This window comes from Neogemmobacter tilapiae, assembly GCF_014652215.1.
GTDB lineage: Bacteria > Pseudomonadota > Alphaproteobacteria > Rhodobacterales > Rhodobacteraceae > Neogemmobacter > Neogemmobacter tilapiae.
Window position 1 is genome coordinate 336,555 of the sequence record NZ_BMYJ01000001.1, and the last position, 13,250, is coordinate 349,804.

The window sequence follows — 13,250 nt, forward strand, 5'->3', positions numbered from 1 at the left end:
CTCGCCCCTGCAGAACGCTCATGACCCATCCCGCCATCCTCATCCTCGCCGCCGGTGCCTCCTCCCGCATGGCGCCGCGCGATAAGCTACTGGAACTTGTCGGCGACGAGCCCCTGCTCCGGCGGCAGACAAGGCTCGCCTGTGAAACGGGTTGCCCCACATTCGTCGCCCTAAGCCCCTACCGCGCCAAGGCTTTGGAAGGCCTCAACTATACCCCCATCGTAATCGAAGACCCCTCCCAAGGCATGGCCGCTTCCCTGCGCGCAGGCCTTGCTGAAGCGCGCAAAATCAGCCCGCCCGCCTTGATGATCTTACCCGGCGATATGCCGGATTTCACTCTTCCCGCACTGGTCGCCATCCTCGACGGCTGGCAAGAAACCCCCAACAAAATCCTGCGCGGGCAGGCCGAAAATGGCCAACCCGGCCATCCGGCGATTTTCCCCGCCGATCTCTTCGATGAACTCGCCCAGATGCAAGGCGATCAAGGTGGGCGCACTGTCCTGCAAGCCCACCCCGACCGCATCCGCCTGTTCCCCCTGCCCGGCGCAATGGCCATCACAGATCTGGACACGCCCGAGGATTGGGCCGCCTTTCGCGCCCGAACCTAGCGCGTCAACCGCCGGATCAGGCTGGAGGTGTCGTTCCGGCCACCGCCCATCAGCTGCACCTCTTTGTAGAACTGATCCACCAAGGCCGTCACCGGCAGGCTTGCGCCAATCTCATCCGCCGTATCCAGACAAATCCCCAGATCCTTGCGCATCCAATCGACGGCAAAGCCAAAGTCGAACTGATCTGCCAGCATCGTCTTATGCCGGTTCGCCATTTGCCAACTGCCCGCCGCGCCTTGTGAAATCACCTCGACCACCGCGGCCCCATCAAGGCCCGCCTTTTGGCCAAAGGCCAAAGCCTCGGCCAGACCCTGCACCAGACCCGCGATACAGATCTGGTTCATCATCTTGGCCAACTGGCCCGACCCCGTTTCCCCCAGACGGCGGCAGACCTTGGCATAGGCCGCCATCACCGGTTCGGCCCGGTCATAATCCCCCTCTGCCCCGCCGCACATGATGGACAATTGCCCGTTTTCCGCCCCCGCTTGCCCCCCCGACACCGGCGCATCGACAAAGCCAAGGCCCTGACCCGCAGCAACATCCGCCAATTCCCGCGTCACCTTGGCGGAAACCGTCGTATGATCGACAAAGACCGCCCCCTTGCCCATTCCGGCAAAAGCCCCATCCTCGCCAAGACAAACCTGCCGCAGATCATCGTCATTGCCGACGCAGGCCATCACGAAATCCGCCCCCAAAGCCGCCTCACGCGCGGTCTGGGCCATTGCCCCGCCATGCCGGGCCACCCAAGCCTCGGCCTTGGCCGCTGTCCGGTTCCAGACCGTGACCTGATGCCCTTTGGCCGCCAGATGCCCCGCCATCGGAAAGCCCATCACACCCAAGCCAAGAAACGCCAGTTTCGCCATTGCCTTACCCTTCCGAATTGCCCTTCGCGCATCAATCGACTAGGAACCATCCACCGCCCAAGGTCAAGAACGGCCCCATCCCATGCTCCTTGCTTTCCGCTGGCTTTTGCGTCTGTTCAGCGCCCTGATTGTTCTGGGCCTGCTGGGGCTGGTCGTCGGCTATTATTTCCTGTCCGGCTCCATCCCCGCCTATGAGGATCAGGTCGAGGTGGACGGGGTTTCCGCCCCGGTCGAGATCGTGCGAAACGTGAACAACGTGCCGCATATCTTTGGAAAGACAGACGAAGACGTGTTTTTTGCCCTGGGTTTCGCCCATGCGCAGGACCGGCTGTTCCAGATGGTGCTGATGCGCCGCACCGTGCAGGGGCGGTTGTCCGAAGTCTTTGGCAACCCGACCGTCAAAACGGACGAGCTGATGCGGCGGCTGGACCTATACGGTCTGGCGCTCGACTCGGTCGAGGCGCAGGACGCGCCCACCAAAGCGGCGCTTGAGGCTTATGCGCGTGGCGTGAATGCGCGGATTTCGCAGGTAAACGATCAGGCGCTGGGGCGCGGCGCGCCCGAGTTCTTTTTCTTTCCCGGCGATATTGCCGCATGGCAACCGGCGGACAGCATCGCCATGATCAAGCTCTTGGCGCTGCAATTGTCGCCGCAGATGCAGAACGAGGTTTTGCGGGCGCAGATGTCGATGCTGCTGCCGGCAAGCCGTCTGGCCGACATCCTGCCCGACGATCCCGGCACGGCCAGTATGGCGCTGCCCGATTATGCCAGCCTGATGGCCCCCGGCCTGCCCGGCCCCGGCAAACCTTTGGTGGCGCTGCGCGATCCGCTGTTTCCGGTGCCGCCGCGCGATCTGGCCGGGGCCTCGAACGCCTGGGCGGCAGCGCCCGGGCGTTCGGCAGCGGGCGGTTCGCTGCTGGCGAATGATCCGCATCTGGCCTTTGCTGCCCCCACACCGTGGTATCTGGCGCGGCTGGAACTGTCGTCAGGTGGGGTCATCGGTGGCACGATCCCCGGTATTCCGCTGATTTTGGCGGGGCGATCCGACCAGTTGGGCTGGGGGCTGACCGCCGCCTATATGGACGATCAGGACATCCTGATGGAAGAGGTGAACCCCGCCAACCCCGAGGAATACCGGGGTCTTGCAGGCTGGGAACCCTTTACCACCGACCGCAGCATCATCGTCGTGAAAGACGCCGATCCCCTGACCGTGACCCTGCGGTGGAGCGTGAACGGCCCGATCCTGCCCGGTTCGCATTTCGATCTGGCCAGTGTCACGCCGCAAGGCCATGTCGCGGCCCTGTCTTGGACGGCTTTGCAAGCGGGCGATACGTCGATGACGGCGGGGATGCGGCTGATGGCCGCGCGTTCGGTGGCCGAGGCGCAGGTGGCCGGGGCATTGTTCAAGGCCCCCGGCCTGAACCTATTGCTGGCCGACCGGCAGGGCATTGCCTTGCAGATGGTCGGCTCGATCCCGGCCCGCGATGCGGCCCATGAAACACAGGGCCGGATGCCCGCGCTGGGATACAAGGCGCAGAACCGCTGGCAGGGCTATCTGCCCTATGCCGACAACCCGGTCGAGGTGAACCCCGAAACCGGCATCATCGGCAACACCAACAACCGCACGGTGGACCGCCCCTTCCCGCAGCATGTCAGCTTTGACTGGGGCGACACGCAGCGCATCCAGCGCTGGACGGGGCTGATGAAGGCGCGTGAGGTGCACACGCGCGGCAGCTTTGTCGAGGCGCAGTTGGATACGGTCAGCTTTGCAGCCCGGACGCTGCTGGCGCTGGTGGGGGCTGATCTGTGGTTCACCGGCGAGGCGGCGGCCGAAGGCACGCCGGAACGCAAGCGGCAAGAGGCGCTGGCCCTGCTGGCCGAATGGAACGGCGAGATGAACGAACACCTGCCCGAACCTCTGATCTATTCCGCATGGATGCGGGCGCTGAACGACCGGCTGATCCGCGATGAAATCGGGCCGATGGCCGATCTGTTCACCCATCCCGACCCGGTCTTTGTCGAACGTGTGTTCCGCGATACCGGCGGGGCGGCGGCATGGTGCGACGTGATCCAGTCGTCGCCGGTGGAAACCTGCACCGACATGGCGCGGATTGCGCTGGACGAGGCACTGCTGGACCTGACCGAACGCTATGGCCCCGCCATTGAAAGCTGGCGTTGGGGCGATGCGCATGAGGCGGCGCATGACCATCCGGTGCTGGGGCAGATCCCGCTGCTGCGGCATGTCGTGAACATCCGGCAATCGACCAGCGGCGACGGCGACACGCTGATGCAGGGCAAGACCAGCGGGGCGGAACCGGAGCCTTGGCTGAACGTGCATGGCGCGGGCTATCGCGGCGTCTATGACTTTGCCGATCCGGATTCGTCGGTCTTCATCATCGCCACCGGCCAATCGGGACATCCCCTGTCGCGCTTTTACGACGATCTGGGGGTCTTGTGGCGGCGAGGGGAATATATTCCCATGTCGCTGGACCCGGAACTGGCGCGGGCGGCGGCGGTGGGGGTGACATTGTTGTCACCGCGCAGCCCCTGACCCCCTCACCCTGCCCTTTCCCCAAGGGGAAAGGGGACGTCGTGCCCCAAATCAGACCACCGCCCTTTCACGGAACGCCCGTCCCGCCAGCACCCGTTCCACGCCCAGATCCGACAGGTCCAGCGTCTGCCAACCCCCGGTCAGGATATGTTCGGCAATGCCCCGGCCCAAGGCGGGCGATTGCTGCAAGCCGTGGCCAGAAAAGCCGGACATCAGGTAAAGGTTCGGCAGTTCCGGATGCGGCCCGACGATCGCATTCTGGTCCAGCGTGTTATAGTCGTAATGCCCCACCCAATGCCGGATCACCTTGACCGCATCGAAACCCGGTGCGCGGTGGTAAAGCTGTTCCCAGATCACCTCTTCAAACAGATGCAGGTCGGGATCAAAATCGTTGATGTCGCAGGCCTGGTCATCGGCAGGCACCGTGGCGGTGATCCAATGCGGCCCTTCGGGGCGCAGATAGAAACCCTGGTCGATCAGCAGCGGGGCCTCGGGGTGCCGCGCGTTGGGCGCGTCGATGACAAAGACGGTGCGTTTGCGCGGTTCCACCGGATGGGCCAGCCCCGCCAGCGCCATGATGGCCGTGGCCCCCGTTCCCGCCGCATTCACCAGCGCCCCGCAGGGCAGATCGCCACCCTTTTCCAAGGTCATGCCCTGCACGCGCCCCCCGGCCACCTGCACACCCACCACCCGGTCGGTGACATAACGCACCCCCATGGCCCGCGCGGCGGCCTTGAACCCACCCAGCAGGCCCATGTTGTCGAACCAACCCTCGTCCCGCGGCCCAAAGGAACCCGCCGCCAGATCATCGCAGTTCATCCAAGGATATTTCGCCCGCAACTCATCGGCCGAAAGGATCTGCGTGGCAGCCCCATGCGAACGCTGCATTTCCGCCAGTTCCCGCATCAGCGCGACATTGTCGGGGTTCGAGGTGACGAACAGATAACCATTTTCCCGCAGACCCAGATCGCCCGCCCCCGGCCCCAGATGTTCGGTAAAGTTGCGGATGAAATCGACACCAAAGCGGGAAATCTGCACGTTCACAGCGGTTGAAAACTGGCTGCGGATCGAGGCGACCGAAAGCGCCGTGGCCGCCTTGGCATAGCTGGGGTCAGGCTCCACCACTGTCACCGTGATGCCCGGATGTATCTTGGCCAGCCACCAGGCCGCCGCCGAACCCATCACCCCACCGCCCGCAATCACCACGTCCTGCATCACCGACTCCTCTGTCATGATCATGGACAAACCACGAAGCCGCCCGCTAAGACAAGGGTCGGACAACCAAAGACGGGAAAGACCCATGCCAGACGTCTTGGACGTGATGAATGCCGTGGCCCATGCCCAATCGGTGGACGAAGTCTGGGACCATGCGGTCCGCTATTTCCGGGGCCACGGGCTGGCCCGCGCCACCTATGGCTTTACCCGGTTCCGCCGGGAACGTTCCGTCGGCGACCCGGATGATCTGCTGTTCGTGTCCTCTTACCCCGCCGACTATTCGCGCCTCTATTTCCAAGGCGGTCTATACGCGAAAACCGCGATGTTCCGCTGGGTGACGCAGAACACTGGCACCTGCACCTGGCGCTGGGTGGAAGAGGCGGCCTTGAAGGGCGAGCTTAGCCCCCAGGAAATGGAGGCGATGAAGGTGAACCGGGCGGCCGGCGTGCTCGCCGGTGTCTCGATCAGCTTTCCCGAGGTTTCGGCCCGGGCCAAGGGGGCACTCGGTCTGGCCGCTGATCCGGGGATGAGCCATGATGACTTGGATGTCCTGTGGTCCGCTTGGGGCAAAGAGATCGAGGCTTTGGCCCATCTGATGCATCTCAAGATCGTGCAACTGCCGATGGCGAACCGCCGCCGTCAGTTGACCGAACGCCAACGCGAGGTGTTGGAATGGGTTGCTGACGGCAAGACAGCGCAGGATATCGGCATCATCATGGGCATCAGTCCCGCGATGGTCGAAAAGCATCTGCGACTGGCCCGACATGCGCTGGACGTGGACACCACAGCGCAGGCCGTGGCCAAGGGCACAATGCTGAACCGCATTTTCCAGCGCCCCGCCCATGCGGGAATGAACCTGCGGCTGGTCGGTTAAGGCCCAGCCACAGATCCCGACCCTGCCTAGCGGTAGCTCACCACCTCGTATTCCACCCCCTCCCGGCTCCAGAAATAGAACCGTCGCCCCGGTTCATAATCGGCATGGGCCGTCGGCGTCAGCCCTTCGGCATAGACCGCCCGTTCTGCCGCCTCCAGATCATCCACCACCAGCCCGATGTGGTTCAGCCCACCCCGCTGGCCATGGGTGTCCATCCGTCCCAGCGACACACCTTCGGCCCCCGAATACAGCGCCAGATACTGGTCCTCGGTGCCCACATGCACCGACCGCCCGCCGTGGATCGAAGGCCCTTGCCAGCGCACGTGCCAGCCAAACAGCCGCACCAGCAGCCCGGCCGTCGCGTCCACATCCCCCACCGTCACATTCACATGTTCCAGCCTTGCCATGATCTTCCCTTTCCGGATTGATTCGCATGGCTCTTTTGATAATTTCTTAAGTGCACTTTAGATCAAGGGGAATGTGATGAAGGCCCATGGTTTGACCATCGGCGATCTTGCCGCCCGCACCGGACTGGCCGTTTCCGCCATTCGCCACTACGAATCCATGGGCATCCTTTCGCCCCTGCGGAATGCAGGCGGTCATCGTCGCTATGACCGCAGCGATCTGCGCCGCCTGTCCTATGCCATGGTCGCCCAAGGCCTTGGCCTCTCGCTCGCGCGCATCGCCGAAAGCCTGCGCCACCTGCCGCAGGGCCGGGCCCCCAGCCGCCAAGACTGGACTGCCATTTCCACCGATATCCGCGCCGATCTGGAAAGCCGTATCGCGCAGCTGACCGCGTTGCGTGACCGACTGGATGGCTGCATCGGCTGCGGATGCCTGTCGCTGGAACTCTGCGCCCTGCACAATCCCGCAGATATCAAGGGCCAACAGGGTCCGGGCGCACGCAGTTTATGCGTTTAAGCAGAATCAAGGTCAGGTTTGCCGCACTCGCCCAACGGCCAGATTTTATTCAAACAGGGAACCGGGCGCTGTTGTCGGCGTTCCTTGACACAGGTGCCTGTATCCGCCGCCGGAACCTTTCCCCAAGGTTGCCGTTTCGGATACCATCGGCCGGGCTTGTCCCCCTCGACCGGTCAAACTCAACGGCGCGGCCCCCTAAGGGGACCGCGCCGTTTTTGTTTCAGCCAATCAGAGAGCAGGATTAACCCTGCGTCATCTTCGCGACTTCGGCCGCAAAGTCCTCTTTTTCCTTCTCGATGCCCTCACCCACGGCCATCCGCACAAAGCCCAGGATTTCCACCCCAGCCTCGGTCGCCGCTTGCGCCACAGTGATGTCCGGGTTCACCACGAACTTCTGGTTCACCAGCGTCACTTCTTCCAGGAACTTCTTCATCCGGCCCGGAATGATGTTGTTCTGGATCACGGCTTCCGGCTTCGGCTTGGCCGAGGCGGCGTTTTCTTCCAGCGCCTTCTGCGTCTGCACCGCCAGCTCACGCTCCAGCACCGACGCATCCATCGCCGCTTCGTTCAGCGACAGCGGGTTCGACGCCGCGATGTGCATCGCAATCTGCTTGCCAATGCCGTTGTCTGCGCCCTTCAAGGCCACCAGAACGCCGATCCGGCCCAAAGCATCCGCCGCCGCGTTGTGCACGTACGAGGCCACCGAGTCGCCTTCGATGCTCGCCATCCGGCGCAGCGTCATGTTTTCGCCGATCACGGCAATCGTTTCGTTCAGCGCGGTTTCCACCGGCTTGCCGCCCAGATCCGCCGCCTTCAGCGCTTCCAGATCCGCCGCATTCAAGGCTGCCGTCGTGATCCCACGTACCAGCGCTTGGAAGTCGGCGTTCTTGCCCACAAAGTCGGTTTCCGAGTTCACTTCGACCGCGACACCCTTGCCGCCGACAACCGCAACCCCAACCAGACCTTCCGCGGCCACGCGGTCGGCTTTCTTGGCGGCCTTCGCCAGACCCTTGGTGCGCAGCCAATCGACGGCCGCTTCCATATCGCCGTTGACTTCCGTCAGCGCCTTTTTCGCATCCATCATCCCTGCGCCGGTCGAATCGCGCAGTTCTTTTACCATTTGTGCGGTGATCGTCATCGCCGTCTCCTCAAAGATATGGTCCCGGCGCGCCTTACGCCCGCCGGGCAACAGTTCCATGTCAAAGGCCCGAAATCAGGCCTCGGCGACAGCTTCTTCTTCCGGGGCTTCTTCCAACGCGCCCAGATCCACGCCAGCCGCACCCATATGGGCCGACATCCCGTCCAGCGCCGCACGGGCCACCAGATCGCAATACAGCTGGATCGCACGGGCCGCATCGTCATTGCCCGGAATCACATAGTTCACGCCTTTGGGCGAGTTGTTGGTATCCACCACACCCACCACCGGAATGCCCAGCTTTTGCGCTTCCAGGATCGCCAGATCTTCCTTGCCCACGTCCACGATGAACAACAGGTCCGGCACGCCGCCCATTTCACGGATCCCGCCCAGCGAAGCCTGCAATTTGGCCTGCTCGCGCTCCATGTTCAGACGCTCTTTCTTGGTCAGGCCATCGGCCCCATCCGCCATCAAAGCATCAATCTGCTTCAGACGCTGGATCGAGTTCGACACGGTTTTCCAGTTGGTCAACGTGCCGCCCAGCCAGCGGTGGTTCATGTAGAACTGCGCGCAACGCTCAGCGGCCTCAGCCACCGGCTTTTGCGCCTGACGCTTCGTGCCCACGAACAGGATACGCCCGCCCTTGGCGACGGTATCACGCACGACTTTCAGCGCCTGATCCAGCATCGGAACAGTCTGCGTCAGGTCAAGGATGTGAATCCCATTGCGGTCGCCGTAGATGTATTCACCCATCTTCGGGTTCCAGCGGGCCGTTTGGTGGCCATAGTGAACGCCAGCTTCCAGCAGCTGACGCATGGTAAACTCGGGGAGCGCCATGTCGAATTCCTTTCCGGTTTCGCGCCTCGGCAAAGCCATCTCATCCCCGACGCATTCGGGAACAACCGGCGGACCCTACGGGATTTCTCCCCGCAAAAGCCCAAGCTCTGCCTGTGAAGTGGCGGTGCCTTAGCGGGTTCGGGATGGATGTGCAAGGGGATTGCTAAAGATGCCGCCCGAAATCCGTCCGCCCATGCAGAACGCGGATCACCTCCAACCGCCCCGCCCTTTCGCGGAAAAAAATCAGATGCGCCCCCACCGGACAACTGCGATAGCCGGGGCGAAGATCCACCAAACGCCCCAGCTTTCGCCCATCGGCCAAAGCACGGCAAGCATCGCGGATGTCGTCCACGTATTGATCGGCCTGATCCGCGCCCCACTGTTCCGCAGTATAGTCCCAGACCGCCGCGATATCCGCCATCGCCGCTGGCGAAAACAGCGGCAATGTCATGCCCCGTTCAACGCCGCCCGTTTGCGGGCTTTCAAGGCGTCAAAATCAAACGCCTCTGGCTCTCCGGATTGTTCCCCTTCAATCAACGCCGCCTGCAAGGCCTTCATCTGCGCCTCGCGTTCTTCCAGCAAACGCAAACCCGCCCGGATCACATCACTGGCCGAGCCATAGCGCCCCGTCCGAACCTGATCGCCGATAAACCCCGTAAAATGATCGCCCAAAGAAACGGATGTGTTCTGCACCATGGCTTTCTCCTTCCACTTCCCCGCCATCATACCAATTTTTGGTATTTCCGCAACCACTCCCCCCTTGCACCCACCCCCCGCTTTCGGCAATGACAACCCATGACCCAGACCCCAGACATCCTCTGCATTGGCTCTGTCCTTTGGGACATCATCGGCCGTTCCCCCACCGCCATGCGTCTGGGTTCCGATGTCCCCGGCCGCATCACCCGCTTGCCCGGCGGTGTCGCCATGAACATCGCCGCCACCCTCGCCCGCTTTGGCCTCGCCCCCGCCATCCTCACCGCCATTGGCCGCGATGCCGAGGGCGCGGAACTCCTCGCCGCCTGCGCCCGCCTTGGCCTTGTGACCGACCACGCCTATCTCTCCGAAGACCTGCCCACCGACCGCTATATGGCCATCGAAGGCGCCAATGGCCTCATCGCCGCCATCGCCGACGCCCATTCGCTCGAGGCTGCGGGCGACAAGATCCTCCGCCCCCTCGCCGATGGCCGTCTGGGCACCGCCGAAAACCCCTGGACCGGTCTCATCGCCCTTGACGGCAATCTCACCCAGTCCCTTCTGGCCGATATCGCCGCCTCGCCCCTTTTCGCCAAGGCCGACCTCCGCGTCGCCCCCGCCAGCCCAGGCAAGGCCGAACGCCTGCTGCCCCTGCTGAAACATCCCAGCGCCACGCTCTACGTGAACCTAGAGGAGGCGGGCCTCATCGCCCACCATCCCTTTGCCACCGCGCCTGAGGCCGCCCTTGGCCTTCTTGCCCGCGGCGCCGCCCGTGTGCTGGTCACCAACGGCGGCAAGACCTGCGCCGAGGGCACCCAAGGCGAAGGCGTCATCGAAGACAGACCGCCGCCCGTGCTGGTGACCCGTATCACCGGGGCCGGCGACACCTTTATGGCCGCCCATATCGTCGCCGAACGTCGCGGCGAAAACCGTCAGAATGCCTTGGCCGCCGCGCTGCAAGCCGCCGCCACCTATGTTTCAGGAGAAATCGGATCATGACCCTCCCCCTCACCTTCTCGCCCGAGGTGGCCGATGCCTTGGCCAAGGGCCGGCCCGTCGTGGCCCTGGAATCGACCATCATCACCCATGGCATGCCTTGGCCGGAAAACGTCGAAACCGCCAAACTGGTGGAACAGGACATCCGCGAGGCCGGGGCCGTGCCCGCCACCATCGCCATCATGAACGGCCAGATCCACATCGGCCTGACCGATCGGCAGTTGAAAGAACTGGGCCAAGCCAAAGGCGTCATGAAACTCTCGCGCGCGGATCTCGCCTTTTGTCTCGCCTCAGGCCGCACCGGGGCCACCACCGTCGCCGCCACGATGATCTGCGCCCATCTGGCCGGGATCAAGGTCTTTGCCACCGGCGGCATCGGCGGCGTCCATCGTGGGGCCGAAGACAGCTTTGACGTCTCCGCCGACCTGCACGAACTGGCGAAAACCCCGGTGATCGTCGTCTGCGCCGGGGCCAAGGCCATTCTCGATGTGCCGAAAACGCTGGAGGTGCTGGAAACCCTCGGCGTTCCGGTCGTGGCCTATGGCCAAGATGTGTTCCCCGCCTTCTGGTCCCGCAACTCGGGCCTGCCCGCGCCTTTGCGCGCCGACACGGCTGCCGAAATCGCCAAGGCCCAAGCCCTGCGCGAAACCCTTGGCCTGTCGGGCGGCACCCTCGTTGCCAACCCTGTGCCGCTGGCCGACGAAATCCCGCGTGAAAAGATTGTCCCCGTGATCGAGGCCGCGCTGGCCGAGGCCACCAACCGCAAAATCGCCGCCAAAGCGGTGACGCCCTTCCTTTTGCAACACATCTACGAAATGACCGGGGGCCAGTCGCTGGTCACCAACATCGCCCTCGTCCGCAACAACGCGCGGCTGGCGGCAGAGATTGCAGGGGCAAAGATTTAGATCTGCGCGAATTCGGCGGCCTGCCGTGCCGTCCAATCAACGGTCAACGTCCAGCCCTCCTCGCCGGTCGTTTCATGCAGCACCAGGCCCTTGCCGTGCAGCCAAGCGCGCTGCTTGCCCTGGGCAAAAGACAGCGCGAGTTCGACCTGCGATTTCGGGTCTTGCAGCATTCCCGAAATCGCCGCCAACAAGCCGTCAATCCCAGCGCCCGTCAGCGCCGAAACGGCCCGAACATCTGAACGCTGCCCTGCCTGCGCCTCAAGGGCCGTCAGAGCCGTACCCTCCACCAAATCCAGCTTGTTCCAGACCTCGATCATCGGCGTCTCAGCCTTAACGCCCAATGATTGCAGGATATCCGTCACATCTGCCGCCTGCTCGGCGCTTTCGGGGTGACTGATGTCGCGCACATGGCATATCAGATCCGCCTCCAGCACTTCTTCCAACGTCGCCCGAAAGGCCGCGACCAGCTGCGTCGGCAGATCGCTGATGAAACCCACCGTATCGGACAGGATCACCTTCTGCCCATCGGGCAGCACCAGCCCCCGCATCGTCGGGTCCAGCGTTGCAAACAGCATGTCCTTGGCCAGAACCTCGGCCCCTGTCATCCGGTTGAACAGCGTCGATTTCCCGGCGTTCGTATAACCCACCAAAGCCACGATCGGAAAAGGCACCTTCCGCCGCGCCGCCCGGTGCAGCTCCCGCGTCCGCACCACCTTTTCCAACTGCCGCCTCAGCTTGATCACTTGATCGTCCAGCGCCCGCCGGTCGCTTTCGATCTGCGTCTCCCCCGGCCCCCCCACGAAACCAAAGCCGCCCCGCTGCCGTTCCAGGTGCGTCCAGGCCCGCACCAGCCGCGTCCGCTGATAGGCCAAAGCCGCCAGTTCCACCTGCAACACGCCCTCCCGTGTCCGCGCCCGATCCGCAAAGATTTCCAGAATCAGGCCCGTCCGGTCCAGCAGCTTGACCCCCCATTCCTTTTCCAGGTTCCGTTGCTGCACCGGGCTCACCGGCCCATCCACCAGCACCAGATCAATCTCGGCCGCCTTGAACCGCGCCCCCAAATCCTCCACCTTGCCCGACCCCAGCAATGTGGCCGGTTGCACCTTGGACAGCCGCACCACCTCCGCCCCTTCCACCGTCAAGCCCGGCAGGGCCGCCGCCAAAGAGACCGCCTCGGCCAGACCCAGTTCAGGCAGGCGGCGGGCGGAACGCCCCTTCACATCGGGATGCAGCACATAGGCACGCGTCGGACGCGCGGCGGTGTCATGACCAAAGACCCCAAGGACATCATCATCCTCAGGGCCGTCCAGCGGATCATCAAACGGATCGGAACTCAGTCTTCGCCCTCGTACAGGTTGATCGGCGCACCGGGCATGATGGTGGAAATCGCATGTTTGTAGACCAGTTGCGATTGCCCGTCCCGGCGCAGCAGAACACAGAAATTGTCGAACCAGGTGATCACGCCCTGCAACTTGACCCCGTTGATCAGAAAGATCGTCACAGGAATCTTCGCCTTGCGGACATGGTTCAGGAATGCGTCTTGCAGGTTTTGTTTATCGGCGGCCATTGTTCTTGCCTTTATGCAGCTCCCCCGGGCCCACCTCTCTGCCAGAAGCGACCCTTGAACCAAGTATGGAACGGCTTTCCGGCAT

General features: G+C 63.4%; 15 protein-coding genes. 6 read left to right on the plus strand and 9 right to left on the minus strand.

All coding sequences use genetic code 11. The annotated features are described in order from the left end of the window. The first annotated feature begins 20 nt into the window (after window positions 1-20). Window positions 21-608, plus strand: coding sequence for a nucleotidyltransferase family protein (locus tag IE095_RS01690; protein ID WP_189409767.1), 588 nt, complete (start codon window positions 21-23; stop codon window positions 606-608). Here IE095_RS01690 and IE095_RS01695 read toward each other — a convergent pair. After that, a complete protein-coding gene (locus tag IE095_RS01695) occupies window positions 605-1,471 on the minus strand; it encodes an NAD(P)-dependent oxidoreductase (RefSeq protein WP_189409768.1) in 867 nt (288 codons plus the stop codon). The genes IE095_RS01690 and IE095_RS01695 overlap by 4 nt on opposite strands. Before the next feature lie 82 nt (window positions 1,472-1,553). Between IE095_RS01695 and IE095_RS01700 the strand changes: the two genes are divergently transcribed. Then, a complete protein-coding gene (locus IE095_RS01700) occupies window positions 1,554-4,022 on the plus strand; it encodes a penicillin acylase family protein (RefSeq protein ID WP_189409769.1) in 2,469 nt (822 codons plus the stop codon). Between the two features lie 51 nt (window positions 4,023-4,073). On the opposite strand, the gene IE095_RS01705 is transcribed toward IE095_RS01700, so the two are convergent. Beyond that, on the minus strand, window positions 4,074-5,255 hold the full coding sequence (locus IE095_RS01705; RefSeq protein WP_189410127.1) for an NAD(P)/FAD-dependent oxidoreductase: 1,182 nt from the start codon (window positions 5,253-5,255) through the stop codon (window positions 4,074-4,076). Between the two features lie 67 nt (window positions 5,256-5,322). On the opposite strand from IE095_RS01705, the gene IE095_RS01710 reads away from it, so the two are divergent. After that, window positions 5,323-6,111, plus strand: coding sequence for a helix-turn-helix transcriptional regulator (locus IE095_RS01710; RefSeq protein ID WP_189409770.1), 789 nt, complete (start codon window positions 5,323-5,325; stop codon window positions 6,109-6,111). A 26-nt stretch (window positions 6,112-6,137) separates the two neighbouring features. Here the strand turns inward: IE095_RS01710 and IE095_RS01715 are convergent, their stop codons facing one another. Further along, on the minus strand, window positions 6,138-6,518 hold the full coding sequence (locus IE095_RS01715; protein WP_189409771.1) for a VOC family protein: 381 nt from the start codon (window positions 6,516-6,518) through the stop codon (window positions 6,138-6,140). A gap of 76 nt (window positions 6,519-6,594) precedes the next feature. Here IE095_RS01715 and soxR point away from each other — a divergent pair, with 76 nt between their 5' ends. Beyond that, a complete protein-coding gene (gene soxR / locus IE095_RS01720) occupies window positions 6,595-7,032 on the plus strand; it encodes a redox-sensitive transcriptional activator SoxR (RefSeq protein WP_189409772.1) in 438 nt (145 codons plus the stop codon). Window positions 7,033-7,273: 241 nt separating this feature from the next. On the opposite strand, the gene tsf is transcribed toward soxR, so the two are convergent. The 4 genes from tsf to IE095_RS01740 form a co-directional block, all read right to left on the minus strand. Then, complete coding sequence (gene tsf, locus IE095_RS01725) at window positions 7,274-8,170, minus strand: translation elongation factor Ts (RefSeq protein WP_189410128.1); 897 nt, start codon at window positions 8,168-8,170, stop codon at window positions 7,274-7,276. A 75-nt stretch (window positions 8,171-8,245) separates the two neighbouring features. After that, window positions 8,246-9,004, minus strand: a complete 759-nt coding sequence (gene rpsB, locus IE095_RS01730) for a 30S ribosomal protein S2 (RefSeq protein WP_189409773.1) — start codon at window positions 9,002-9,004, stop codon at window positions 8,246-8,248. Window positions 9,005-9,167: 163 nt separating this feature from the next. Continuing rightward, complete coding sequence (locus IE095_RS01735) at window positions 9,168-9,455, minus strand: type II toxin-antitoxin system RelE/ParE family toxin (RefSeq protein ID WP_189409775.1); 288 nt, start codon at window positions 9,453-9,455, stop codon at window positions 9,168-9,170. After that, a complete protein-coding gene (locus IE095_RS01740) occupies window positions 9,452-9,700 on the minus strand; it encodes a type II toxin-antitoxin system ParD family antitoxin (protein WP_189409776.1) in 249 nt (82 codons plus the stop codon). The genes IE095_RS01735 and IE095_RS01740 overlap by 4 nt, the downstream gene beginning before the upstream one ends. Window positions 9,701-9,799: 99 nt before the next feature. Between IE095_RS01740 and IE095_RS01745 the strand changes: the two genes are divergently transcribed. Both IE095_RS01745 and IE095_RS01750 read left to right on the plus strand, forming a co-directional pair. Beyond that, window positions 9,800-10,696, plus strand: a complete 897-nt coding sequence (locus IE095_RS01745) for a PfkB family carbohydrate kinase (RefSeq protein WP_189409777.1) — start codon at window positions 9,800-9,802, stop codon at window positions 10,694-10,696. Continuing rightward, entirely contained in the window at window positions 10,693-11,598 is a 906-nt protein-coding gene (locus tag IE095_RS01750) for a pseudouridine-5'-phosphate glycosidase (RefSeq protein WP_189409778.1), read from the plus strand. Before IE095_RS01745 ends, IE095_RS01750 begins: the two co-directional genes overlap by 4 nt. Here IE095_RS01750 and hflX read toward each other — a convergent pair. Together hflX and hfq are read right to left on the minus strand one after the other, a co-directional pair. Next, complete coding sequence (gene hflX / locus IE095_RS01755) at window positions 11,595-12,908, minus strand: GTPase HflX (protein WP_308428865.1); 1,314 nt, start codon at window positions 12,906-12,908, stop codon at window positions 11,595-11,597. The two genes, IE095_RS01750 and hflX, sit on opposite strands and share 4 nt — an antisense overlap. A 23-nt stretch (window positions 12,909-12,931) precedes the next feature. Then, the gene (gene hfq / locus IE095_RS01760; protein ID WP_136395097.1) at window positions 12,932-13,165 is read right to left on the minus strand and encodes an RNA chaperone Hfq; all 234 of its coding nucleotides are present in this window, start codon (window positions 13,163-13,165) and stop codon (window positions 12,932-12,934) included. Window positions 13,166-13,250: the final 85 nt, after the last annotated feature.

Bases quoted from the DNA above. Each gene is read 5' to 3' on its own strand.
- IE095_RS01690 (WP_189409767.1), top strand. From the start codon at position 21: ATGACCCATCCCGCCATCCTCATCCTCGCCGCCGGTGCCTCCTCCCGC.
- IE095_RS01695 (WP_189409768.1), bottom strand. From the start codon at position 1,471: ATGGCGAAACTGGCGTTTCTTGGCTTGGGTGTGATGGGCTTTCCGATG.
- IE095_RS01700 (WP_189409769.1), top strand. From the start codon at position 1,554: ATGCTCCTTGCTTTCCGCTGGCTTTTGCGTCTGTTCAGCGCCCTGATT.
- IE095_RS01705 (WP_189410127.1), bottom strand. From the start codon at position 5,255: ATGACAGAGGAGTCGGTGATGCAGGACGTGGTGATTGCGGGCGGTGGG.
- IE095_RS01710 (WP_189409770.1), top strand. From the start codon at position 5,323: ATGCCAGACGTCTTGGACGTGATGAATGCCGTGGCCCATGCCCAATCG.
- IE095_RS01715 (WP_189409771.1), bottom strand. From the start codon at position 6,518: ATGGCAAGGCTGGAACATGTGAATGTGACGGTGGGGGATGTGGACGCG.
- soxR (WP_189409772.1), top strand. From the start codon at position 6,595: ATGAAGGCCCATGGTTTGACCATCGGCGATCTTGCCGCCCGCACCGGA.
- tsf (WP_189410128.1), bottom strand. From the start codon at position 8,170: ATGACGATCACCGCACAAATGGTAAAAGAACTGCGCGATTCGACCGGC.
- rpsB (WP_189409773.1), bottom strand. From the start codon at position 9,004: ATGGCGCTCCCCGAGTTTACCATGCGTCAGCTGCTGGAAGCTGGCGTT.
- IE095_RS01735 (WP_189409775.1), bottom strand. From the start codon at position 9,455: ATGACATTGCCGCTGTTTTCGCCAGCGGCGATGGCGGATATCGCGGCG.
- IE095_RS01740 (WP_189409776.1), bottom strand. From the start codon at position 9,700: ATGGTGCAGAACACATCCGTTTCTTTGGGCGATCATTTTACGGGGTTT.
- IE095_RS01745 (WP_189409777.1), top strand. From the start codon at position 9,800: ATGACCCAGACCCCAGACATCCTCTGCATTGGCTCTGTCCTTTGGGAC.
- IE095_RS01750 (WP_189409778.1), top strand. From the start codon at position 10,693: ATGACCCTCCCCCTCACCTTCTCGCCCGAGGTGGCCGATGCCTTGGCC.
- hfq (WP_136395097.1), bottom strand. From the start codon at position 13,165: ATGGCCGCCGATAAACAAAACCTGCAAGACGCATTCCTGAACCATGTC.